This is a genomic window from Planctobacterium sp. AWH2_060 (assembly GCF_056158425.1).
The window spans coordinates 1983954-2008734 of record NZ_JBSWTG010000001.1; the positions used below are offsets into that span (position 1 = coordinate 1983954).

Genomic DNA, 24781 nt, shown 5'->3' on the forward strand with positions numbered 1-24781 from the left:
TTTACCTGTTAATTGGAAAGTTGCGCTATTGTAATGCGGATAACAAGTGTAACTGGTCTGCTCTTTAGTGTACAAGTGTACGCTTAAAAATTTTTAAGATTTTTTACCACACAACAAACATACTTGATGTTTACGCCAGTGAGATTACACTTTCGTGAAAATTCACTAAGTGTTTTAATTTTGAAACTGACAACAGCTTTCCTTTCCTTTAACAGTAGCGGTACGCCCACCTCCCAGCAGTTTGACGATGTTTACTTCTCAAACGACAATGGACTGGCTGAATCCAAATATGTATTTCTTGACCATAACCTATTGAATAAAAGATGGTTTTCATGCAACAACAATCATTTCACTATCGCTGAAACCGGTTTTGGTACAGGTCTCAACTTTCTGCTGACCTGGCAGCTATTCAGGGAGTTCAAAAAAAATCAGACGCCAACTTCTTCACTGCAGAGATTGTATTTTGTCAGCACGGAAAAGTTTCCAATTCCATTGGAACAACTGCAAAAGGCGTTGCAACAATGGCCGGAGCTGCAGGAATTAAGCGAACAGTTGTTAGTTCAATATCCAATTCTCACGCCCGGTTGTCATCGCCTGACATTTGACCAGGGCAGCGTTATTTTAGATCTCTGGTTAGGTGATATTCTCGACACACTCCCCTCGATACAAACTTATCCAAACGGAATAATTGACGCCTGGTACCTGGACGGTTTTGCCCCCAGTAAAAACCCGGACATGTGGCAGGACGCGCTGTTTCAAAATATGGCTCGACTAAGCAAGCCCGATTGCACTTTTGCTACTTTTACGGCAGCAGGCATTGTAAAGCGCGGACTCAGAGAAAACGGGTTCATAGTCAAAAAAACCAAAGGCTTTGGCAGAAAACGGGATATGTTGATGGGCTATTTCGCGCCGCACGAAGCCCGCAACAATGCAGACGAAGCGATTCCGGAGCCTGTATTTCAGCGATCTTTGCGCGGCCCGTGGCAACGCACAGCTGGAGATAGAAGTATTCAGTCTGTCGCCATCATTGGTGGCGGTTTGGCCGGCGCTAATCTCGCGGTTGCTCTGCAATCACGAGGATTCAACACCTCGCTGTATTGCAAAGATAGTGACCTGGCCATGGCGGCTTCCGGCAATCATCAGGGAGGAATATACCCTTCGCTAAACGCCGACTTTTCCGTTCAGAGCCAGTTTTATTGTCATGCCTTTGATTACGCCAGACGATATTACGCTGCGTTAAATAACCAGGGATTTGGCTTTGGTCATGACTGGTGCGGGGTATTTTTTCCGGCCTTCAGCGACGAAGTGGCAAAACGACAAATCAAATTGCTGAACAACGACATCTGGCCCCAGGATTTGATACACAGCCTGACCTCAGAACAAGCGACGCAGAAGACAGGTTTGCCCATGCCATACTCAGGATTATTTATTCCTGAGGGAGGCTGGATACAGCCCAGGGAGCTGGTGCAGGCGCTCTGGCAAAAAGCCGCATCTTTAGGCGCGAACCTGCGGCTCAATCATCAGTTAACTCATATTCAGGCTGACGAAGATGGCTGGTTGATGCACTGGCACGACACTTCGCCTGTTCACGCAGATTGCGTTGTCTACGCTACAGGTTCAGACAGCCTTGCCTTACCGGAATTGGCCGATATCCCCTTTACAACGACTCGTGGCCAGGTTGAACACCTGGGTGAAACAGCAAACGCGCCAAAGCCACAAACGGTCATTTGCCACAAAGGTTATTACACCCCGTTTTACAAACAATTGCAGGCCATGGGGGCCACATTTGATAAAAGCTCACGTAATCATGATACGTCGCCGCAAGATACCTACAAAAACTTTGAGACAATTCGTTCCGCATTAGCACAATGTCATTGGGTGAGTGAACTACCTGAACCGGTTGAGCAGCGGGCGGCGGTAAGGCTGAGCTTGCCAGATCACAAGCCGGTGATGGGAACAGTACCCGATTTTTCAGCGCAAAGTACTCAATATCAGGAGCTTTATAAAGCCCGTCCATTGGAGCAATATCCAGCACCACAAGAAAGACAGAATCTGTACCTATTAACCGGACTGGGTTCTCATGGTTTATGCACCAGCCCACTGCTTGCAGAGGCATTGGCTTGCCAGCTCAGTGGCGAACCTTTGCCCCTTAGCAATGAATTACTGGACAGTGTCAGTCCCAACCGCTTCTTGATAAGAGGTTTAATCCGTCGCAAGATTTAATTTACTCTGCGCCCACCAAAATGTAATCAGGTGACAAAGAAGAAACAATAAAGTGTGGAATAAAGCCTTTGGTGGTGGCCACCGTAACTTTATCGAAAACATTGACGATACGAACATTGACTTCCACGCCACGTCCGCTGCGGTGCATTGTTCCGGTCAGAACATATTGCATGTCGCCCCTTGGGCCACTGCGTTCAAAAAACAGATCGCCATCTGGCGTCACTTTAATTTGGTCCATGGCTTTGAAATCGACAACCGCCAAACCATAACCCTGAAGTTCTGCAATAAAACTTTCAGCCAGACGATTGCCCAAAACAGACGGTGATTGCAACGCCTGATTAAACTCCACAAAGGAGGCAATAGCAATTCTGGAGTTAGGGGTAATGTGTTTGGTTTTTTGCAGCAAACTCATGGTCATTTGCTCTGCGTAATCACTCAGAGCTTTATGAGTGTAAGCAGGCTGGAAACTGTTTCTCGGCACAGGAATGATAGCGGTCACTTGCTGCTTTTCAGCAACCTGTTGAGATTCTGTGTGACCATCAGGATATTCAGCAACCCCATGGGCCACTTCGATTTCGGATTTATTCATCTTAGTGGCGGGCGCATCATCCTGATAAGGGTTTTCAATAACCTCGCCATCCTCGTTATCCGAAAACATTGACTGGAATCCAGCCATAGTGGACTCGCAGCCCGATAACAAGGCAAGTAATGCGATAACAGATACAGTGTGCAATTTCATCTTGCCCATCCCTCTTATCGACCCTGGATCAGGCCAATGCCATCGGTACGCTGCTCATCAGAAGGCAGCAAGGCTTCCACCACATAAAAAGGCACCAGCATTTGCGACGTCGCCACAACGGCTTTACTCTCCAGCCCCAGTATCCGGGCATTCACCAGGAAGCCTCCCTGGTGTTTGGTCATAGTACCGGTCAGAATATACTGCATCGGGACCTTGTGTTTAAGTTCCAGAAAATCACGGCTTAACAGAAAATCACCTGTCTCGGTAACCCGAATGTAATCCGTGGCCTTGAAGTCCAATACCGGAATCCGAAACTTGTGCAACTCATGAATAAATGACTCAGCAATCTGATAACCCAGCAGATTGGTTTGATTCAGGTCGCTGTCGGTTAAGGCAAAATGGGTCACTCCCACCGGGGTTTTATCAGTGACGTATTCCATGTTGGCAATGAGATCCTGCGCCATGTTTTGCACGTAATCACCAATGTGTTTATGCAGCGCTTTGCCCTGATAAATGGCATTGTCATTCTGATACATGGGTTCTTTGGTTATCGCACCAAAGCGATCGACTACCGGCTTGTCTGCGCCGTAAAGTTTTGGCGCTTCAGGTGGCTTCTCAGCTGTCAGCTGACTCAATTGAGCGCACCCGGTGACACATGCCAGCAACGTCGATATCAGAAAAATCTTTTTCATTTTGAGTTCCTCACTCACCCTCTGAGCGGTAAATTCTGCCACCGCGTGTTGTTACCTTTTCTGCCTGCCAAAACACATTGTCAGGAATGAAGCGAGTGGCAGCAGCCACTACATCTTTGCTATCTACGTGAATAATTCTGGCATTAGCAATGACGCCTTGCTCTGCTTTGGTCAGCGTGCCAGATAGATAAAAATCCACTTCGCGATGATTCTTGTATAGGTCATCGACATTTCTGCTAAAAACTCGATCACTTTTTTCTTCGATGATCAGATTATTAGTCGCTTTGTAGTCTTGAGCAATATAGCCGCGGCGCGCCAACTCGGTCATCATACCCTGCTCTAACTGATGTCCAAGCAAGCGCAGAGGCCCTTGTTGTTCAGAATCGGTTTGCATCATCTCTACCGGTACAAAAGTTGCCACAGCAAAGCGAAATTGCTCTTTGGGGAAGTTAGAAAATCGAAAAGTAGAAAATAACTGATCAGCCAGCTGCGCGGTGTGATAATCCACTTTAGTTTGCAGTTCGGCTTCAGTGACTTGCTGCCAAGGCTGAAGTTCAGCAACGTGATCCGAAGGAGTCAACACACAAGCTGTCAAAGAAGCCAGCATTAACGCCAGCCCCAATAATCGCAAGATCAGCCGTTCCGGCACAGATAAAAATTTGAAAGTTTTGTTGTTCATAATGGTTATTCTCAATTAACCGATTGACATAGACGCATCTCTGCATCAGCTAAAGCAAGAATAAGGCCAACAAAATTTTGACAGGATAAATTTCAAGGGGTCAGTCAAGGGGTCAGAGTTCTTGAAAACGTTTCAAGAACTCTGACCCCTTGAAAGTTTTGATGATTCAGGTGACCTTATTTTTCCTTTGAAATTCGGCATTGAGATAACTTTTTTCCGCCATAATCTGTTCGATTATGGTTACTGCTGTCCCTAATTGACGGTAACTGTTATACAGCGGCGCAAAACCAAATCGAATATAATTCGGTGCTCTGAAATCGGCAATAACCTTTGATTTTATCAATGCCTGACACAACCCCCAGGCATGCTCAAACTCAAAGCTGAGCTGACTGCCACGCTGTTCTGGCGATACTGGCGAGATACAACGCAATTCGGCACAGTCTGGTGATGCTGATAAAAGCGCCAAAAACACTTCTGTCATCTGCATGGATTTTTGTCTAATTTGTGCCATTGAAACCTGCTCATATACATCCAGTGCGGCATCTACAGCACTCATCGCAATAATGGGCGGTGTGCCGACTAGCAACTGTTGAGCATTGCTGGCGGCCTGATACTTAATATTAAACTCAAACCCGTTGGCATGGCCCATCCAACCGTAAAGAGGCTGTTGCATTGTTTTTTGATGACGTGATGCAACATAAGCGAACGCCGGAGCACCGGGTCCTCCATTGAGATATTTGTAAGTGCAGCCTAATGCAAAATCTACCTGCCACTCATCCAGAGCAACCGGCAATACTCCGGCCGAGTGTGCAAGGTCCACCACCACCAGCGCACCATGCTGATGTGCCTTTTGCGTCAAGGCTTCAATATCCAACTTTCGCCCTGTCCGAAAGTTAACTTCTGTCACCAGCAAAACTGCTGTTTCGTCATCAATTGCTTCAGCCAACAGCTGCTCATCCACTAATTGTAACTGGCACCGTTTCTCGCCGAGTAAATCCTCAAGTCCTTGCACCATGTATAGATCAGTTGGAAAATTATCCTTGGTTGAGACGACTTTATTGCGTCCCTTTTGCATGGACAAAGCTGCGGCCAATAATTTAAATAAATTAACTGAAATTGAGTCGCAACACACGGTTTGTCCCGGCGCGGCTCCAATCAATCTGGCAATGCGCTCACCGACTGTAACTGGCAAATCTATCCATTGATGTTTATTCCAACTACTTATTAAGTCTCTTCCCCATTGCTGTTCTGTCACTTCTCGGATGCGCTGCTGTGCGCTCAGGGGCATCATTCCCAAGGAATTACCATCAAGATAAATGACGCCTTCGGGTTGTAGGAATTCTTGTCGCAGGGAAGCCAATGGATCTTCGGCATCCAGGGTATTGAGATCAAAATTCATCAGTGCTCGTTTTGTAATGCTTGTTTTAGAGTGTCAATAATTGTCGGCCAAACTGTAGTGCCAGGGTGAATAAAATCAAAATGCCCAACATCTGTTACTTTTACAGGTTGAATACCTTTGAGACCATTAACCTGATCAACCGGCACAATTGCGTCATCGGTACTGTAAATTAGGTGGGTGTTAATATGCATGGGATGAAATTTTGGATTAGCGCTTTTATAAGCCTCTGGATTATCCTGGGGCATTCCCTCCATAAATTGCTCAGTGACTTGCTGACAACCGTTGTCCCCAGTTGCGTATGTATTCAGATCGGCAATTGCGGCAAGGCCTATTACGCCCTTTAAGTCAGTATTTCGCTGTGCAGCCAGTAGTCCCAAATGTCCACCGGCAGAGTGACCTAATAACAGCGTACTTTCCAGTTCAATGAGATCGGCATTCATCAAGTACTGAACTGCATTTTCTATGTCATAAAAAGTCTGTGGCCAGCCTCCACCTTCATCCCCGGTACGACGATATTCAATCGACCAGACACGGAAACCAGCGTCTCTTAATGCAGAGGTAAAGGGACGGCTGTGGGCGATATCATAGGCATTTAACCAACAACCACCGTGTATAAACACAATATCAGCAATACGATTATCGGATGCCGGTAGCCAGCCTTCGATAAATTGCAAGGCCGAAGGACCATAATTCAATACCTGCTGCGCCGGCTGATAATCCAGCTCCAGTACAGACTGATATGACACATTGTTAAGTGCAATGCTTTCGCTTGCATGAGTGTGCCACGCCAGACTCAACAAACGAAAACCAAAAATGAATATTCTTTGTAGCCGCATCAAGGGGTCAGTGTTCTTGAAAATAAATTCTCACCATCGTTACACGGCAACAATGCAGTTTCAAGCACTCTGACCCCATGAAAATTATTTAAGGCTATCCCAAAACATCAAGGCCGACCCTGTCATAAATAACCAGATGCCGATGATGGCTAAATCACCGAAATAGGGTAAGAACAAAGTACTTCCTGTGAAAAACGCGATGCTGGCAGTTGCCGACACTTTATTCCTTTTGAGTTTCTGCAGCATATACGCCTCCTTACATTTCAGGTTGAAAACCAAAACTGACCGCAATGCGGTTCCAGCTGTTTATTTCAATGATCAACGCCGTTAACTCCACCAGCCCTTGCTCGCCAAACACAGAAAGTGCCGTAGCGTAAACCTGGTCATTGGGTTGCTCTTCACTAATGCGGGTTACTGCCTCGGTCCAGGCTAATGCAGCGCGTTCTTCTTCAGTAAAACAATTTAACTCTCGCCATGCTGGCAATACATCCAAACGGGACTGCTTTTCAGCATCGTTGCGGGCCTCATCCGAATGCATTTTTTGACAATAACCACAATGGTTGAGTTGTGAGGCGCGCAACTTCACCAAATGACGTAATTGCGGTGAAATAGCAACGCTTTTTGGCGTTTCACCAATGGCTGGAATATGGGTTAAAAAGCGTGGACAGAGTTCAAAAACCTGATTGGGAGAAAGTCGATTTTGCATAAAGCACTCCTGAATAACGTTGTTTGTTAAAACCAAGGTTATTCTGAGTGCATCGTCCCATCAGGTATTGGAAATATGCGACAACTTTCTATGACGATATTGTTGCGGTGTTTCGCCGGTTTGTTTACGAAACACATTGCTAAAATGGGCCTGATCATAATAGCCGCAATCTAACGCGATATCGGATAACGGCTTATCAGTTGCTATAAGATGTTGTCTGGTCCGACGAATTTGCCCGTAGCTATGCACCTGCAATGGGGTAAATCCCAAATGATTTTTGAATCGCCTTTCCAGCGTCCGGCGACTGAGTCCCACTGCTTCAGCCAGATGCACAGGCAAAAGTAATTTTTGTGAGGCCAACGTGACAATATCCAATAACTGGTTTCGCGCACTTTGCCTGCGTTCTACCAGTTCTTCCAACCAGTTGAATATGGCACCCACCCTTTGAAGTTGAGACTTAGCGGGTAACGAATCACACAATTGCATTAGTCCGAAAATGGGCAAGGAAGATTCTTTTAACAGCGACAACTGAAGGTTTTGGTTACTTGATACATCCACCTCTAATAGTGCTTTTACAGCACCTGGGCGAAACCGAATACTGACAAAATCGCGGTTTAAGTCCCAACATTGTCTGATAACCTGAGTCTGATGTAGCAGCTGCACATCAACATGCGTGGCGCTCATGTCAAAAGTGAGACTGGCACCCGCATCTGGATAGAATTTGTCTTGCTGAATAAGCGTAGATTCTTGGCCGCCAACAGTGGCCCAAACACATTGCACCCAGGAATTGAGTTTTATAGAAGGGGGATATATCCGCAAACCAGACGAAGCAAAGCTGGCCGCCGGAATAATGTCGAAACCACTGTATCCAATCAAGGGGTCAGAGTTCTTGAAAATCACTTGGTGCCATTATTACGCGGCAAAACTGCGGTTTCAACAACTCTGACCCCATGAAAATTCCTGGAGATTTTACAGACAGTGGGCCCAGAAGGTTTTGACATCTTGCTGATCGGTTTCTTCCAGCTCGCCGTCAGAAAAGGCTTTATCCAGACTGGCTAACATTCCCAGATTTAACGCTTCTACCGTTTCCTGGCCCTGCAATTGGCATTGGCTAACCACCAATGAAAAGTGGCCGCTCAAATAGCCAGCAACAAATAAATCTTGATCACTGCCCTGTTCAACCACCTGATCGAACTTATGCTGAATGTTATCCACCAGCGTTTCAAAGTTGTTTGTATTTTGCAAAATCTTTCCTGTTGTTTAGACCGGTTCGGCTACCGGATAAAGCACCTGATCGCGATACCCGGTGATCACCGGGATGAGTCCGGCCAACTCAGCATTTAGGGCATCATCGCCGGTATCGGCTATTAAAGGTTTGCCATTTAAGGCCTGAAGTTTGGTTTTAGTAGCCACTATCAGAATATTTTCTCGCCCGACGGCCCGAATCACCTCTGGGCTTAATTGTTGATTACCACGACCAAAGATATGTCCCTGACCGCCAATTAAAGTGATCACCAATTTGCAGCTTTGTCCTTTAATCTGTTGCAGCAGGCTATTGGCATTCAAATCGCTGGCCAGTAGTTCCTGATGCTGCACCAGGTCAACACCCAATAAGGTATTAGGTAAACCCATCTCTTCCATGATTGCCGCAACTGTGGTGCCGGACCCCATAATAAAGAGCTCGTCTTCCATCAATTCAATCACATGCGCCGCGATGTCAGCCAAAACTAACTCTTCAGATTCTTTCCCACCATTTTTTACAGCCTGAACGTAATGCAATTCAGCGGGTATACGCATTGCGCCGTATTGACGAGCGCGCACCTTCCCCTCTCGAAAGGCCACTTCATCAATATCCATCACCTCAGCGTCATCGAGACTGACTAACTCTCCCATAATCAGCTTTTCAACCACCCGGCCTGCTGCTTTGGGAGTTATGGCATAAACACCAGAGTGGATTTTTACGCCCGCCGGAATACCCAACGCTGGCAGCGATTCTGGAATAACACTGCAAACGTTGCGAGCAGTACCGTCTCCACCTGCAAACAACAGAAGATCCACACCGTATTCAGCCAGACATTTAACGGCATTTTCGGTATCGACAGCTTCAGTCTGAGCGTTCTCTGGCATATAAATTACTTCGGTGCTAAACCCCAGGTTTTCAGCCACCTGTTGCCCCATTTCACCAGCTGCGGTGATCACCTGCACAATATCTTTGTGCTGTGCAAACACTTGCAACGCCGCTTCGGTTCTTTGATTGGCTTTTTTCTCTGCTCCGGCGGCAAGTGCCTTTTGTCGGATATCAGCACCGTCACTACCTTTAAGCGCCATAGCACCACCAATCCCGGCATAAGGATTTATCACCAACCCTAAGCGAAACTTCCTCAAAGCGTGAAATTTGGGCAAAACTTCAGATTGCGACATCTAAACGAGGCTCCGGATGAAATAATGAAAGCTTTAATGACGGGGTTTGATAGAATGCCTGTAGTGCTTCCACCAGTGTCTGGGCTCGGGGAGGCAACCCCTGCTGCAGATAGTGTTCTACCCGCTGCAAGACTTTGTCTTGAAAAGCAAAGCGATCCACTGGTGCACCATTTAAATTGTCGGTACTTACCCGAAATTTCAGACCACTAGCAACGGAAAAACACCATTCAAGCGCCTGGGGTTTTACTTCAACTTTTTCAAAGGCAGTCTGTTGTTCCTGATTGCGTCCGTCAGGACAATACCAATAGCCATAATCCACTAATTGACGGCGCTGTTCACCGGCAATGCACCAATGCGCAATCTCATGCAAACCACTGCTAAAATATCCGTGAGCGAATTCAATACGATGATAACCACACTCACTGTCGGCAGGCAGGTAGACAGGTTCCCCCTCCCCTTTCACCAACCGGGTGTTATAGGATGCAAAGCAGGCATTAAAAATGCGAATGAGATCCTGATAGCGATGTTCTTGCGACATTGTAATGAGTGGGTCCCAGATTATTAGCGGAAAACAAAATTTCGAGGGCGCGCATTTTAACGTCTCTGCCTGCGGCCTGTCCAATCGCGTTGAATTTCACAACGGGTTGACACACTGGTACTACCAGTATCACAATCGGGGTCAATTGATTTATTGAGCTTCAGGTCCAGTATGCAACTTTCCGATATTATTCATTCTCGTCGCAGTATCCGTTCATTTAGCGACAAACCCGTAAGTGACGAGGTATTAAATACCCTGCTAAATCTGGCACTGGAATCTCCCAGTAGCTCCAACGCACAGCCCTATAAAATAGCTGTTGCCAATGGAGATACGGCCAAAGCCATTGCCAACGATTTACAAGATAAGTTTTGGCGCAGTAACGCCATAAACCGTCAGCCACTACCCAAAAAGCTCATTTCAGCGCTCACCAGTGACGCCATGCCAGACAGCGATTTTAAGCCGATTTTAGGTAAATACCCCGGCATATTTCAGAAACGACGGGTAGAAACCGGCATGGGTTTGTACAAGGTATTGGGCATCAAGCGCGAAGATAAAAAAGCCAGGGATGAGCATATGGCGAAAAACTTTTCGTTTTTTAATGCCCCCGTGGCGGTGTTCTTTTTTGTGGATCCCCGTATGAAACACATGGCATTAGTGGATGCTGGAATTTTTATGCAAACTCTAATGTTGGCGGCGACAGACATGGGTTTAGGCACTTGTGCTCAGGGCGCATTGGGGATCTGGCGCTCACCGTTGGATAAACATTTCGACATTCCAAAAGAATACAAACTGGTCTGTGGCATGGCCCTGGGCTATCCAGATGACAATGTAGTTAATCAATACCGACCTGAAAAGCTATCACTGGACGACCTTGTAATTGCCAACAAATGACACTATTTAGCCATTATTGAATGATTAAACAGAGTTTGTTCCGGCATGAGTGAACACATAGACAATATTGTGACTTACCTTCGCAGTTCGGCAGAGCTGTATGAACAGGTGCAAGAAGACGGCTTAAACGAGCAACTCATTGCCCTGCGTCAGTGGCAATGTGAACGTTTGTTGCACAGCCATGCCGAAATGTGCCAGGTGCCTAAATTTCAGGTGGCAATTCAGTTTTTTGTGGATGAACTTTATGGTCCTAAAGACTTTAGTCAGCGGGATAAAGACATCGAGCGCGTAGTGCCCAAAATGAAAAAATGGCTACCTGAAGAAGCGCTGGAATCACTGGCGGTGGCGATTCATCTGAATGCCTTGTCGCAAGAACTGGACGTGGCTATGTTGCGCCAGCTAAACGGTGCAGATATTAACCGGGAAAGTTACGCTCAGGCTTATAAGGCTTGCAACAACCCAACAGAACGCGCGTTGCAGATTGATTATATCGAACAACTGGGACTAGACCTTGCCCAGGTTGTGCGATTACCTGGCATTGGCCTGATTCTGAAAATGGCCCGTACCCCAGCCAAAATGGCAGGACTAGCGACACTGCAAGAGTTCCTGGAAGATGGCTTCACCGCCTTTAAGCGCCTGGGGGATGTGCAGGAGTTTATAGTGCCGGTAGTCAATACCGAACGTGACATCATGCAGAAGCTATTTGCCGGAGAAAATCCACTGCCGGCAATTTAATCATTGTTCAGCAATTTGTTAATCCCCCATTAAATCTCTGTAAAAATGGGGGAAATCAAGTCTTTTATAGGCTTTTTGACAGTAAAAAAGGTGAGGCTGGCTAAAATTTCTGCTACATTCCGCGCCTTTAAACACAAACTTTTTTAATTCCCCCATACCCGGCGATTAAGCACAAATTAAATGTCGCATTTAGGGTATTGCAATTTCGGGAACATTGGAGACACACATGGAACAGAATTACGGTTTTTTCACACGCCTGTCGATGGCATTTAAAATGATATTCAGCGGCACTTATACCCGCAGCCTGTTGCAACCAGCACCCGTTGAACCTGTTGCTCCTCAGGTAGAGATCAAAGAAAACAACCAGGACAGCGCCTTGCAATTAATTTCGTTGCTGCAAAAAGAAGGTCGTCTGGTGGATTTCGTCAATGAAGACATTAATAGCTTTGCCGATGAACAGGTAGCCGCCGCTGCACGTGTAGTGCATCAGGGCGTTAAAAAAGCACTGGCGGAGCATGTCAGCTTTTCACCAGTGAGCGAAACGCCTGAAGGCGAAAGCATTACTTTGGCTGCCGATTACAATCGTAGCCAATGGCAATTAACTGGCAACGTTGCCGGTCAGCCTCCCTTTACCGGAACAGTAATCCACAAAGGCTGGCAAGTTACCGAGATGAAACTACCCGCGGTAGTTGAAGGTACCAACCTGAAAGTAGTTGCTGCTGCCGAGGTGGAACTATGAGTCAATCCCGATTTAGTGTCGGTATCGACTTAGGTACCACTCATTGTGTGTTGTCCTACACTGAGATAGACAACGAAAACCAGCAAACGCAAGCAATCCTTGGCATTCCGCAATTAGTGGCACCGGGTCAGGTGGAACAACGAGAGGCCTTACCCTCTTTTTTGTTTTTACCTAATGCAGCACAATTCGATAATCAACAGCTGACGTTACCCTGGTCTCAGGAATATCCGGTTACCGGGCAATTCGCCAGAGATTTGGGTCAAAAAACTCCAGACAGATTGATCAGCAGTGCCAAAAGTTGGTTATGCCACAGCCAGGTAGACCGCCGCAGTGGCATTCTGCCCATCGACGCGCCAGAAGACGTTACCAAGCTGTCCCCCTTTGACGCTTCTAAAGTCTACTTGCAACATTTACACAGTGCCTGGCAGCAACAGTTCCCGGATGCCCCGCTTAACGAACAACAAGTGGTTATCACGGTTCCAGCTTCCTTTGATCCTGCCGCCAGAGAACTGACGATGGCCGCAGCCGCAGAAGCGGGTTTAGACCACGCCGTACTACTGGAAGAACCCCAGGCGGCCCTATACAGTTGGATTGCTAAAGCCGGTGACAACTGGCGTGAACAAGTGTCTGTAGGAGACATTATTTTAGTAGTAGATATCGGGGGTGGTACCACGGACTTGTCTTTGATGGCCGTCAGCGAAGAACAAGGGGCGCTACAGCTGACCCGTATCGCAGTAGGTGATCATATCCTGCTGGGCGGTGACAACATGGATTTAACCCTGGCTCATGTGGTGGCGCAGAAACTAGCACAACAGGGTAACCGACTACAGCCCTGGCAAATCAATGGTCTGGCTCACGCTTGCCGTTCTGCTAAAGAAACACTGCTGAGTGACAATGACACTCAACAGGTTCCTCTGGTGGTACCCAGTCGAGGCTCCAGCTTAATGGGCGGTAGCTTACGCGCGGAATTAACCCGCGACGAAGTTCAACAAGTGTTGATTGAAGGCTTCTTCCCGGTTGTTCCCGCTGATGCCGTCCCTCAAAAACGCGGACGTGCAGCACTTTCCACCGTCAGCCTGCCCTTCGAACAAGACGCTGCCATCACCCGACATCTGGCAGCATTTTTACAGAAGCAAAAACAGGCCAGCGAACATTTACATGGCTTTAACGGTGACAATGCCAATAGCTTTATGCATCCCACCGCGATTCTGTTTAATGGTGGTGTCACCAAGGCACAGAACATAGTGACCCGCATCACTGAAGTGGTAAATAGCTGGCTGAGTAGTGAACAGGACAATGGTTTAAAAGTACTGACCGGTATTGATGTAGATCAGGCTGTCGCTAAAGGTGCCAGTTATTACGGACAGGTCAGACAGGGCGAAGGCATCCGCATTCGCGGAGGCACGGCTGCGGCTTATTACGTAGGTATAGAGTCCGCAATGCCCGCCATTCCGGGAATGCCACCGCCAATGGAAGCCTACTGTTTGGCTCCATTTGGCATGGAAGAAGGTACCGAGGCAGATTTGCCGTCACAGGTATTTTCTTTGGTGGTGGGTGAGCCGGTCCGGTTTAGCTTTTACGAATCTAAAACCCGCCGTGATGATAAACCCGGCAGCCGTTTAGATTTCTGGACCGAAGAAGAATTAACCGAACTACCCGAAATTGAAGTAACGCTGCACTCTGACAGATACAAGGCCGGAGACACGGCATCAGTACAGCTGCTGGCGTCCATCAATGAATTAGGTACGCTGCAACTGAGCGCTATGGACGTCAATAGTGACGATCATTGGCAGGTTAGTTTCGATACCCGAAATTAAGGTTGTTATGGGGCTGCCAGAGCGCATTTGGCAGCCCCTGTGCACAATGCATAACAAGCTCCCTACAGTTCTGAAATAATCACCTAATTATGCAAAAAAAATATGTTCTGGGCATTGACCTTGGTACCACCAACATCGTAGTTAGCTATTGCTCACTGACCGATAAAGATAGTGATATTAAGATATTCCCTATTCCACAGGTGGTGGCACCGGGTCAGATAGAAGCCCTGCCCTTGCTGCCTGCGCTGCGCTATCACTACGCTGACGAATTTGACGAATCAGCCACTCAGTTACCCTGGAAAACCGATACAATCAACAGTGAACTTGCCAATGCTGTGATCGGTAAATTTGCTCAGGAGTTGGGCAATAAAACCCCTTCGCATCTGGTAAGTAGTGCCAAAAGTTGGCTAGGTTACCGCGGCGAATCCAACGCCGAAATTCACCTGCCTGAACAAGCACCGGAAGGTGTGCAAACCTGCACGCCACTGGAAGCCACTGCCAGTTATCTGGCTTATATTGCCGCAGCCTGGGATCATCAGTTTCCCGATGCCCCGATAGCACAACAATCAGTAGTCATCACAGTACCGGCTTCTTTTGATGATATCGCCAGAGCGTTAACCATTGAGGCCATTAAGCGCGCCGGATTTAAAGATTTTAGTTTACTGGAAGAACCACAGGCCGCCTGTTATTACTGGGTAGCTGAGCACAATACAGAAGCCCTCAAAGGTCATAAACACCTGATGGTCTGTGACGTGGGTGGCGGTACCACCGATTTTACCCTGATTCAAATTGGTAAGTTTTCCGAAAACAGCCCAGTGCCGGAGCTAGAACGCATCGCCGTCGGTGATCACCTGATGCTGGGTGGCGATAATATGGATCTCACTCTGGCAGTTCGGGTGCTACAGAAGATGGCGTTGGAGCCGACTCAGCGCAACATGAGCCAGTTATTGGTGCAATGTCAGCGGGCCAAAGAAGTCTTATTATCGGACGAGGCACCTGATGAAATTCGCATTCAGTTGCAAACCGGTGGCAGCAGTTTATTTGGCAGCGTAAAGGAAACCCGCCTAACCCAGAAAGAAGTGCAACAAGCATTGCTGGACGGCTTTTTCCCATTGGTGGCCAGTGGCAGTCATCCCAAGTCTCGCAAACGCTCGCTATCAGATTTATCCCTGCCCTATCCCGCAGATGCGGCTATCTCCCGGCATATTTCCAGCTTCTTGAGCAATGAACAACAAGCCTTGTCGGAAGCTGAAAGCGACGCACAGGAAATGGTGATACCTGATGTCTGGCTGTTAAATGGCGGTCCTTTCTTAAGCGCACAAATCCAGACCCGGCTGAAAGCCCTGATAGATGGCTGGAGCAGCGACAACAATATTACCTGGCTGACCAATCCCGAGCCACAAACCGCTGTCGCTAAAGGCGCAACCTTATATGGTCGTGCCAAAGAGCAAAACCAAAAACTCATTAAAAGTGCGGTGGTACGCCACTACTTTCTGAAAGTTGCCAGTTCTGAAGGCGACAAAGCCATCTGCCTGTTACCTAAGCACACGGAACTCAATACAGCGCAGCAGTTAGCTCAGCAGTTCACTTTGCGCAAAGGGCAAAAAGTACAGTTCGATATTGGCTACAGCCTGGAAGAAAAATCCTTCAGTTTAGGGGAAACCCTGCCCTGGCATGAGAGCTTACACCAATTACCTGGCCTGAAAACCACACTGGAAGGTGATTCGGATGTAGAGGTTACGGTTGTTGCACAGCTGGATGAGCTGGGTGTACTCAATGTGATGCTACGTGAAGTGGATTCTGCAAATCAACACGAACTAGCCTTTAATTTGCGCAACGAAGAAGACACCAGTCAGGCGGAACTACACCCTAATATTTACAAAGCCATTGCCGCTATTGATAGCTGGTTTGGTCCGGCCGGTAAAAAACCGGTTAAAGAACCTCTGCGTAAAACTCTGGAAAAACTGTTAGGCAAAAGAGACAGCTGGAACAGCGCCGATGCCCGGTATTTGTTTGACCAGCTGTTGGCACAAGTGAGTCGTCGTCGACGCAGTGAAACCCATGAGCGCACCTGGTTTAACATGGCAGGATTCTGCCTGCGTCCGGGTATTGGCTACCCTGGTGATAAACAGCGCATCGAAGCCATCTGGTCGTTATACAGTCAGGGCATACAATTTGTGCAATCGGCTGAAATCTGGGCTCAGTGGTGGGCTTTCTGGCGTCGCGCCGCAGCAGGCCTGACTCAGGAACAACAACTGATCTTATATACCGATACTAATCACGTTTTGCCCGCCAACAAGCGCAAGCAAGGTGGCAAAGTGAAAATCACCGCAGCGATTGAAGAGAAAATTCGCTTAATTGGCAGCCTGGAGCGCCTGCCCACGGATATCAAACTCAACGTTTTGAACAGCATCGGCAATCAACTGGGTGATAAAAAGGTCAATAAAGATATGGCCTGGAGCGCAGCACGACTGATAAATCGCAAAATGGTTTATGCTGATAACCGTTTCGTGGTGCCGGTAGAAGTGGCACAAAGCCTGATCGAAAAAGCACTACAGCAGGACTGGAAAAATAACCCCAACCTGGCGTTATTGGCAGTATCCGGCGCTAAACCAGTGGCTGAAGCCGAACCCATAGATGGAAAACTGAAGCAACAAATTGCCGAACGACTCAGTTCGCAAGACCGCTATCTGGCAATTCTGAAGGGAGACGAAAGCGCCAACCAGAACAACCAGTTATGGGGTGACGAGCTACCTTCCGGGCTGATACTTTAAAAAAACAAACAGCGGGCCAATGCCCGCTGTGGTATTCAATCCTAAGTACTATCTAAACAGCACTTTTTCCTGCTTGAACCAATAAACACAGAAGGCCAGCAAACCACCTGCAATCACCAAAGTAGAAGTCAGGATGCCCATTAAAGCGAAATAATCCATGGTGCCTTTGATCAGTTCTTTGATGGCCAGAGCCACATTCGTCAGCGGCACCCAGGCCCAAATCCCTTCCAGCGTGATACCCGGAGCCATTGCCACCACTATTGGCAGGATGACCAACAGGATCAAACTACTCATATAGCTCTGAGCTTCTTTATAGCTGCGAGCATAGATTGACAGACTGAGTAATATTGCGGCGAATATCGACGCCACTGGCACCAACATCACAAACATCAGGATGTAATCAATTACCGCTATCTGAGTCATCATGTCCTGTATGAAAGTGATGGCCATGCCCTGACCTATCATAATGCCCCAAAAGCCCATACTAAATATGGTTACCAGTGCGGCCACAATAGCTGCAATCAACACCACGACAAACTTACCCAGCACCAATTGCGTTCTGTCCAGCGGCACCAACAACAGCGTTTCTAATGTGCCTCGCTCTTTTTCACCGGCCGCCAGGTCACTGGCGGGCACCATAGCCCCCTGCAAACACAAAATAAACAGGATGTAGGGAATAAGGCCGCCGATTTTCTCTCCCCAGTTTTCACGCGCTTCAGCAATATTATCCTTTTTCAGAACGACAGGCTTAAGCAGCGCCAATTGCTTTGATTCTGGCACAGACAGAGTCTGGAAAGCTTGCTGGCGCTTTTGCTCATTCAGTGTGGCCACATATTCCGTTATCCGGTGCTCCACCATGTTCAGACCTGCATCGTTTAAATACAGAGTAACTGTGCTTTGCCCGGCATCTAACACCGCTGCGGCGGCATTGGCGTCCAGTTCAATCACAAAATCCAACTGTTTATCGCGAATTTGCTGTTTAAAATCGCTGGATTCGGCCATTGAAACCATTTCAAAACTGGCATCGTCACTGAGCTGTTGCACCAGCTCCGGGTGATGTTCACTGCCAATCACGGCAAATTTAAGTACCTTGCTTTGCGCATCATCTATCGCCTTGGAGGTAAAATAACCGATGGCACCAAACATGGCCGGAAATACCAACATCGGTAGTGCAATCATAAAAAACAGGGTTTTACGGTCACGTAATAACTCTTTTAATTCTTTTTGAACTACTAACCACATTAGCCTTCTCCTTGCAGAATATTCATAAACGCGCTGTTCATCGACTCGCCGGTTCCCCGAAAATGATTGATATCATTCATGTATTGGGTACGGCCCAGATTGATGACGGTGACCTGATCACAGAGTTCTGCCACTTCATCCAGGTGATGGGTGGAGAAAATCACCGGAGTATTTTGTGCTTTCAGATGACGAATAAAATCCATTACCGTCTGAGTCGCCATGATATCCAATCCGGTTGTGGGTTCGTCCAATACCACTACAGACGGTGAATGCACCACTGCTCTGGCGATAGCCGTTTTTTGTTTCATACCGCTGGAATAATGCTCAGAGCGGCGGTCCAACCAGGCATCCATGTCTAACATCTCAGAGAGTTCCTGAACCCTATGTTCGGTTTCTTTTGCTGACATGCCGTGCAGGCGCGCAAAATAGCTGATGTTTTCTCTGCCGGTTAAACGCCCATATAATCCGGTATTGCCGGAAAGAAAGCCGATGGATTTTCGGGCGATAGCAGCTGAATCAGCCACATTCTGACCGTTAATTTCAATTTCACCTTTGTCAGCTTTTAATGCTGAAGACAATACTCTGAGGGTGGTGGTTTTACCTGCCCCATTGGGTCCCAGCAATCCCAACACCTGACCTTTGTCACAATGAAATGACACGTCTTCCACTGAGTAAAAAAAGCGCCCTTTTAATCGGGGGTCTGCCTTTTCCTGCGCCGTCAGCTTTTTGGGGTTTTCAACGCTAAAGCGTTTTGCGAGTTGCTTAACTTTTATCATCCGTTACGCCTGTTGTTGTTTTTTAGATTCTCACTCTGGTAGTGTGACTATCCTGATTTTTATTACAAAAAAATTTTTTAACTATTTTTTTAGGGACAGCTTGTGTAAAAATTAGGACAGTTGCGGGCGTACACCTGCAGAATAAGACAAGACACGAGAAAACAACAGGTCAGGACATAATGGACGACAATAAACAGGCTTCCGAAAAGCCAGAAGAACCACAGACAAGCCACACTGAATCACAAGAAGAAGAGCAACAGGCAACCGAAAATCCTTATGCAGGGCCGGCAGAAAGCCAGACTGACGACTCGCCCACTAATTCAATGGGTCCGTTTGCAGCATTACAGGCTATTATTCTCAAGCCTAATTCGGTATTTGCGCGTATCAGAGGCACTCATAACTGGTCATGGGTAGCGTTTCTGTTTGTGGCTTTCTTTTCAGTCTTACCCACCTGGTTGTACTTCAATCAGATAGACATGAACTGGTACAGCGATATGGCCATTGAGCTGCAAATGCCCGATGTCAGTCCATCGGAAAAGGCCCAGGCTAAACAAATGATGTTAGAGCAGAATATCGGTAGCTTTACTGCTTTCTTCCTGGTGCTGGGGCTTTTACTGATCAATGCAATTTTCGCTTTTTATCTGACCAAGATCACCCAAATTGACGAAGAAAACGTATTGAGCTTCAGTGACTGGTACGGCTTTACCTGGTGGGTATCCCTGCCCTTCGCCTTTTTTGGCATCATCAGTTCACTCATATTGCTAATGATTGGTGGCCCGCAAACCCCACCTGAATACTTAAGCGTGTTTTCCCTCGCTTTTGTATTGGGTATTAGCATGGATTCTATGTGGCACAGTTGGGCCCAGGGTATCAGCCTGGACTCCTTATGGGTGATTTATCTGACTGCTGTGGGTGTCAGCCAATGGACCCGATTAAACACCAGACAATGCACCATCATCGCCGCCGCTCCTTTTGCCATTATCTGGGGCGTTTGGTCACTTTTCCTTATTTTTTAAGATTAGGGCCTCACTTTTTGAGGTCACCTCCCGGCCCGTAGCGGCCTGAAATAGTCCTGATTGCGATAGTAATCAGGACTTTCATTATCTGTATCCCAGCCGGGTATCCCCAATAACGGCAACGGCTTCATTACTTTCTTTTCTCGAAATAATGAGCCGGTATTGATCAACTTACTCACTTCTTCATCAAGATATTGATACTGGGCCAGCAACGGCAACTGGTAAAAATCATCGCTGACGGCAACAGCAATATACTTACCAGTCAGGCCAATATAGGGTGCCAACAACATTTCATAATTAGCATGACCAAACATAAAAAGTTTTGTGCTCTGCTGCCAGGCGCTGCGCTTATCTGCAAAAGCCTCGTGCCAACGATGATTTTGCAAAGCCTCCAGATGCGCTTCATCACGATAAGTCAGCACCGCGCCACACTCATCGAAATGAGTCACCCGGTTTCTCACAGCTGTACGGGGATGCAAGCCATGCTGTTGAATTTCAGAGATATGCAGCTGATTCAATGCTTTTTTACTGGCCGGGAATAAACACCAGATCAAGGCATTGAACAGATCGTGCCAATTCTCTGGCCTTGTTGGTACACAACCTGTGTTATAAATAATTTCTTCGTAATACAAACCGTCCGTTGGCAATGTAACCTCATTGTTTTGCAAAGCCTGGTCGCAAACAAACTGAATGTCTTCAAGCCCCTTTTCTCTGGCCATACTGTTTAATGTTTGCACATCAATAAAGGAATCGAATTTTCGCAACGAAAAAAGCTGGTCCAGGTGCTGGAAATAGGGCTTTTCCAGCCAGGAAGTAAACCAATTTTCAGGGGTGACAAATCGTTTTGGGGAATACTGCAAACCACGTTCCGGTTGATAAAGATGAGAATTTGAATAAGCTTAAGCACGGAATCCTGTCCCAAGGGACAATTATCCCGACAGAAAACATTATACAAGAGAATAAAAATGCGAAAATCTTTTTATGGCGTTGCCCTGGCCGGACTGCTTTGTAGCAGTGCCAGCGCAGATACGTTTGAGCAAGCCCTGCAGCAAATTCAGGAAAGTGATCTCCGAGAACATGTAAAAACTCTGGCTTCAGACAAATTCGAAGGTCGTCAGCCTACCACCATCGGTGAGGCTTACACCCTTGAGTATTTTACCCGTCAGTTCGACAAGCTAGGCTACACACCAGGTGTGGATGGCAGCTATTTGCAGCCAGTAGAGTTAGTGAAAATCGAAGCCGACCCAAACATGACACTGGACATCGCCGGTGACAAATTTGAGTACAAAGTGGGTATGGTAGCTGGCACCAGCCGTGAATCCGAGCTGGTGGAATTGAAAGACTCCGAACTGGTATTTGTGGGTTACGGTGTCAACGCACCAGAATACGACTGGAATGATTACGAAGGCCTGGATGTCAAAGGCAAGACAGTGGTTATCCTGGTCAACGATCCAGGCTTTGAAAACCCGGATAGTGGTAAGTTCCAGGGTAAAACCATGACCTATTATGGTCGCTGGACTTACAAATACGAAGAAGCCAGCCGCCAGGGTGCAGCCGCTGCATTGATTGTGCATGAAACCGCTCCGGCCTCTTATGGCTGGTCAGTAGTGGCCAATAGTTGGAGTGGCCCGCAATACGGACTGGTGACTGCCGATGGCAATCAGAGCCGGGTAAAAGTGGAAGGCTGGTTGTCTGTGGAAGCGGCACAACAGGTGTTTGCCAAGGCCGGGCTGGACTATGCGGAAGAAAAACGCAAAGCTCAGCAAGGTCCATACTCAAAAGCTATGGGCAGCAAAGCCTCAGTAACAGTGAAAAGCACACTGAATAAATCCACCAGCTATAACTTCCTGGCAACACTTCCAGGCAGCACGCGCCCTGATGAGCACATCATTTACACGGCGCACTGGGATCACCTGGGTAAAGATCCGTCCAAAGAAGGTGACAACATATACAACGGTGCTCACGACAACGCCACTGGCAGTGCCGCATTATTGTCTATTGCCAAGGCATTCGCCAGTTTAGAGCAACGTCCCGAGCGCTCGGTTAGCTTCCTGCTGGTTACTGCCGAAGAGCAAGGCCTGTTGGGCTCCAAATATTATGCCGAGCACCCGGTTTATCCTCTGGACAAGACCGTTGCAAACCTAAATATCGACGCGATGAATATCATGGGTCCCACCAAAGATGTTGAAGTAGTAGGCATGGGTAAATCTGAGCTGGAAAAATACCTGAAAAAGGCCGCTCAGCGCACAGATCGTGTGTTGGTGCAGGAAAGCCGCCCAGCCGCAGGGATTTACTACCGCTCAGATCACTTTAGTTTAGCGAAAAAAGGCGTTCCTGCACTGTACGCCAAAGGCGGACCAACGCCGCTGAACGAGGAAATTGCCGACTACCGCAAGAAAATGTCCGTCATTCAAACCGGCTGTTATCACCAGGTATGCGACCAATATCGCGAATCCTGGAACTTCGGCGGTATGGTTGAAGACGCACAAATGTACTTTGAAATTGGCTTTGACATCGCCTCAAGTGACGACTGGCCACAATGGAGTGAAACCAGCGAATTTCAAAGACCTTGAGGATGTTCATCCTAAATAGCTAAAAATGGGCGGTGTTATCCGCCCTTTTTATTGCGTTCATTGTTTATGTAATAAGCTATTGTAAAAAAATTACAGTTTTAACTTGCATTTTCCCACCATGCTGGCACATTCAGGGGCGTAGGACGTTGTTAGGAATGAGGCCAAAGACGCTAAAATATCGTTATCTTTCCCTTCGTAATTTTATCCCGGTTACCGTTCCCGGCAGCGCCATTTTTTTAGATTCACCAAAACAGAGAGAAACCTAAGTATGTGCGGTATATTCGGTATTTTGGACATTAAAACCGATGTGTCAGAACTCAGGACGCAAGCCCTGGATTTGTCAAAATTGTTGCGCCATCGCGGCCCGGACTGGTCAGGTATCTGGAATAATAATAATGCCATTTTGTGTCACGAACGCCTGGCCATTGTTGATGTAGATACCGGTGCCCAACCTCTTGTCAGTCGCGACGAAAATAAGGTGCTGGCAGTTAATGGTGAAATCTATAATCACAAAGAATTAGCAAAGAATTTAAATACACCTTATGACTTTCGCACCAAATCCGACTGTGAAGTCATACTGCCGTTATACGAGCAAAAAGGGGTGGAGTTTATTGATGACTTAAAAGGCATGTTTGCCTTTGTATTATACGATGAAACTCAGGATGCCTATTTAATCGCCCGTGACCACATGGGGATTATCCCTTTGTACACAGGTCACGACGAACACGGTAACTTTTACGTAGCGTCAGAAATGAAAGCTCTGGTACCAGTGTGTAAAACCGTTAATGAATTCCCTCCAGGGCACTATTTCTGGAGCAAAACCGGTGAAATGGTGGAATATTACCAAAGAGATTGGATGGAATACGACGCGGTTAAAAACAACGAGTCGGATCTGGATGAATTAAAACGCGCTTTTGAAAAAGCGGTTAAAAGCCACATGATGTCAGACGTGCCTTACGCGGTGCTGTTATCCGGTGGTCTGGATTCGTCATTGGTATCTGCGGTTGCTGCCAAGTATGTTGCTAAGCGGGTTGAAGACGAAGACAAGACTCAGGCCTGGTGGCCGCGTCTGCACTCCTTTGCCGTAGGCCTGGAGGGCGCTCCTGACTTGCAGGCCGCCCAAAAAGTGGCAGACATGATTGGCACCGTTCACCACGAAATTCACTTCACTATTCAGGAAGGTCTGGATGCCATCCGTGATGTCATTTACTTCCTGGAAACCTACGACACCACCACCATTCGTGCCTCTACCCCAATGTACCTGATGAGCCGTAAAATTAAGGCCATGGGCATTAAAATGGTATTATCCGGTGAAGGTTCTGATGAGATATTTGGCGGCTACTTGTATTTCCACAAAGCGCCAAACGCCAAAGAGTTACACGAAGAGACAGTGCGTAAACTGAAGCGTCTGCACATGTTCGATTGTGCCCGAGCCAACAAAGCCACCTCGTCCTGGGGTGTTGAAGCTCGCGTGCCCTTCCTGGACAAAGAGTTTATGGATGTTGCCATGCGCCTCAACCCACAAGACAAAATGTGTTCTAAAGAGCGCATGGAGAAGTGGATCCTGCGCAAAGCTTTCGATAACGGCGAATACTTGCCTTCTGAAATCTTATGGCGACAGAAAGAACAATTTGGCGATGGCGTAGGCTACAGCTGGATTGATTCTATCAAGGATTATGTTGAGCAGTCAGTTACGGATCAACAGATGAGTACCGCGGCATTCCGCTTCCCTCATAATACACCAGACACCAAAGAAGGTTACTTCTATCGCACCATTTTCGAAGAGTACTTCCCGCAAGAAAGTGCCGCTAAGTGCGTACCAGGTGGTAAGTCTATCGCTTGTAGTACTGTTGAAGCCCTGGCCTGGGATGAAAGCTTCCAGAGCATGGCTGATCCGTCAGGTCGTTCTATGAAAGACGTGCACGGCAAGCAATAACAGCGCTTTAATAAAATGAAAAAGCCCGTCAGCGATGCTCTCGGGCTTT

The 24781-nt window shown here is 47.4% G+C and carries 23 protein-coding genes; 9 read left to right on the forward strand and 14 right to left on the reverse strand.

Annotated features, from left to right (window positions below; translation table 11 throughout):
• Nucleotides 1-180 precede the first annotated feature (180 nt).
• Nucleotides 181-2223, forward strand: coding sequence for a bifunctional tRNA (5-methylaminomethyl-2-thiouridine)(34)-methyltransferase MnmC2/FAD-dependent 5-carboxymethylaminomethyl-2-thiouridine(34) oxidoreductase MnmC1 (gene mnmC, locus ACXAD8_RS08415; RefSeq protein WP_475227223.1), 2043 nt, complete (start codon nt 181-183; stop codon nt 2221-2223).
• A 1-nt stretch (nt 2224) separates the two neighbouring features.
• On the opposite strand, the gene ACXAD8_RS08420 is transcribed toward mnmC, so the two are convergent.
• From ACXAD8_RS08420 to ACXAD8_RS08470, 11 genes are all read right to left on the reverse strand, one after another.
• Nucleotides 2225-2962 carry a FlgO family outer membrane protein gene (locus ACXAD8_RS08420; RefSeq protein ID WP_475227225.1) on the reverse strand — a complete coding sequence of 246 codons (738 nt, stop codon included), beginning with the start codon at nt 2960-2962 and terminating at the stop codon, nt 2225-2227.
• A 14-nt stretch (nt 2963-2976) separates the two neighbouring features.
• Nucleotides 2977-3654, reverse strand: a complete 678-nt coding sequence (locus ACXAD8_RS08425) for a FlgO family outer membrane protein (protein WP_475227226.1) — start codon at nt 3652-3654, stop codon at nt 2977-2979.
• Between the two features lie 10 nt (nt 3655-3664).
• Nucleotides 3665-4333 (reverse strand): FlgO family outer membrane protein, encoded by a 669-nt coding sequence (locus tag ACXAD8_RS08430; RefSeq protein ID WP_475227228.1) that lies wholly within the window; start codon nt 4331-4333, stop codon nt 3665-3667.
• Between the two features lie 166 nt (nt 4334-4499).
• On the reverse strand, nt 4500-5732 hold the full coding sequence (kynU, locus tag ACXAD8_RS08435) for a kynureninase (protein ID WP_475227230.1): 1233 nt from the start codon (nt 5730-5732) through the stop codon (nt 4500-4502).
• The gene (locus ACXAD8_RS08440; RefSeq protein ID WP_475227233.1) at nt 5732-6568 is read right to left on the reverse strand and encodes an alpha/beta hydrolase family protein; all 837 of its coding nucleotides are present in this window, start codon (nt 6566-6568) and stop codon (nt 5732-5734) included. The genes kynU and ACXAD8_RS08440 overlap by 1 nt, the downstream gene beginning before the upstream one ends.
• Before the next feature lie 84 nt (nt 6569-6652).
• Nucleotides 6653-6814 carry a YrhK family protein gene (locus tag ACXAD8_RS08445; protein WP_475227235.1) on the reverse strand — a complete coding sequence of 54 codons (162 nt, stop codon included), beginning with the start codon at nt 6812-6814 and terminating at the stop codon, nt 6653-6655.
• Between the two features lie 10 nt (nt 6815-6824).
• On the reverse strand, nt 6825-7274 hold the full coding sequence (locus ACXAD8_RS08450) for a carboxymuconolactone decarboxylase family protein (RefSeq protein ID WP_475227237.1): 450 nt from the start codon (nt 7272-7274) through the stop codon (nt 6825-6827).
• Between the two features lie 60 nt (nt 7275-7334).
• Nucleotides 7335-8150: a helix-turn-helix domain-containing protein gene (locus tag ACXAD8_RS08455; protein ID WP_475227239.1), complete on the reverse strand. Its 816-nt coding sequence runs from the start codon at nt 8148-8150 to the stop codon at nt 7335-7337.
• 93 nt (nt 8151-8243) lie between these two features.
• Complete coding sequence (locus ACXAD8_RS08460) at nt 8244-8519, reverse strand: YfcL family protein (RefSeq protein WP_475227242.1); 276 nt, start codon at nt 8517-8519, stop codon at nt 8244-8246.
• Nucleotides 8520-8534: 15 nt separating this feature from the next.
• A complete protein-coding gene (locus ACXAD8_RS08465) occupies nt 8535-9695 on the reverse strand; it encodes an ATP-NAD kinase family protein (protein WP_475227243.1) in 1161 nt (386 codons plus the stop codon).
• Complete coding sequence (locus ACXAD8_RS08470; RefSeq protein WP_475227245.1) at nt 9682-10233, reverse strand: elongation factor P hydroxylase; 552 nt, start codon at nt 10231-10233, stop codon at nt 9682-9684. Before ACXAD8_RS08470 ends, ACXAD8_RS08465 begins: the two co-directional genes overlap by 14 nt.
• Nucleotides 10234-10404: 171 nt before the next feature.
• Here ACXAD8_RS08470 and ACXAD8_RS08475 point away from each other — a divergent pair, with 171 nt between their 5' ends.
• The 5 genes from ACXAD8_RS08475 (at nt 10405) to ACXAD8_RS08495 (ending at nt 17189) form a co-directional block, all read left to right on the forward strand.
• A complete protein-coding gene (locus ACXAD8_RS08475; protein WP_475227248.1) occupies nt 10405-11124 on the forward strand; it encodes a nitroreductase in 720 nt (239 codons plus the stop codon).
• A gap of 45 nt (nt 11125-11169) precedes the next feature.
• On the forward strand, nt 11170-11859 hold the full coding sequence (locus ACXAD8_RS08480) for a DUF8198 family protein (protein WP_475227250.1): 690 nt from the start codon (nt 11170-11172) through the stop codon (nt 11857-11859).
• Between the two features lie 226 nt (nt 11860-12085).
• Nucleotides 12086-12598, forward strand: coding sequence for a DUF2760 domain-containing protein (locus ACXAD8_RS08485; protein ID WP_475227252.1), 513 nt, complete (start codon nt 12086-12088; stop codon nt 12596-12598).
• Nucleotides 12595-14415, forward strand: coding sequence for an Hsp70 family protein (locus ACXAD8_RS08490; RefSeq protein ID WP_475227255.1), 1821 nt, complete (start codon nt 12595-12597; stop codon nt 14413-14415). Before ACXAD8_RS08485 ends, ACXAD8_RS08490 begins: the two co-directional genes overlap by 4 nt.
• An 89-nt stretch (nt 14416-14504) precedes the next feature.
• Entirely contained in the window at nt 14505-17189 is a 2685-nt protein-coding gene (locus ACXAD8_RS08495; protein ID WP_475227257.1) for an Hsp70 family protein, read from the forward strand.
• A gap of 48 nt (nt 17190-17237) precedes the next feature.
• Here the strand turns inward: ACXAD8_RS08495 and ACXAD8_RS08500 are convergent, their stop codons facing one another.
• Nucleotides 17238-18431: an ABC transporter permease gene (locus ACXAD8_RS08500; RefSeq protein WP_475227260.1), complete on the reverse strand. Its 1194-nt coding sequence runs from the start codon at nt 18429-18431 to the stop codon at nt 17238-17240.
• On the reverse strand, nt 18431-19207 hold the full coding sequence (locus ACXAD8_RS08505; RefSeq protein WP_475227262.1) for an ABC transporter ATP-binding protein: 777 nt from the start codon (nt 19205-19207) through the stop codon (nt 18431-18433). Before ACXAD8_RS08505 ends, ACXAD8_RS08500 begins: the two co-directional genes overlap by 1 nt.
• A 179-nt stretch (nt 19208-19386) precedes the next feature.
• Here ACXAD8_RS08505 and ACXAD8_RS08510 point away from each other — a divergent pair, with 179 nt between their 5' ends.
• The gene (locus ACXAD8_RS08510) at nt 19387-20223 is read left to right on the forward strand and encodes a Yip1 family protein (protein ID WP_475227265.1); all 837 of its coding nucleotides are present in this window, start codon (nt 19387-19389) and stop codon (nt 20221-20223) included.
• Between the two features lie 23 nt (nt 20224-20246).
• On the opposite strand, the gene ACXAD8_RS08515 is transcribed toward ACXAD8_RS08510, so the two are convergent.
• Nucleotides 20247-21083, reverse strand: a complete 837-nt coding sequence (locus ACXAD8_RS08515; RefSeq protein ID WP_475227267.1) for a DUF3025 domain-containing protein — start codon at nt 21081-21083, stop codon at nt 20247-20249.
• 105 nt (nt 21084-21188) lie between these two features.
• Here ACXAD8_RS08515 and ACXAD8_RS08520 point away from each other — a divergent pair, with 105 nt between their 5' ends.
• Together ACXAD8_RS08520 and asnB are read left to right on the forward strand one after the other, a co-directional pair.
• Nucleotides 21189-22796, forward strand: a complete 1608-nt coding sequence (locus ACXAD8_RS08520) for a M28 family metallopeptidase (RefSeq protein WP_475227269.1) — start codon at nt 21189-21191, stop codon at nt 22794-22796.
• Nucleotides 22797-23064: 268 nt separating this feature from the next.
• Nucleotides 23065-24732, forward strand: coding sequence for an asparagine synthase B (gene asnB / locus ACXAD8_RS08525; RefSeq protein ID WP_475227272.1), 1668 nt, complete (start codon nt 23065-23067; stop codon nt 24730-24732).
• Nucleotides 24733-24781 lie beyond the last annotated feature (49 nt).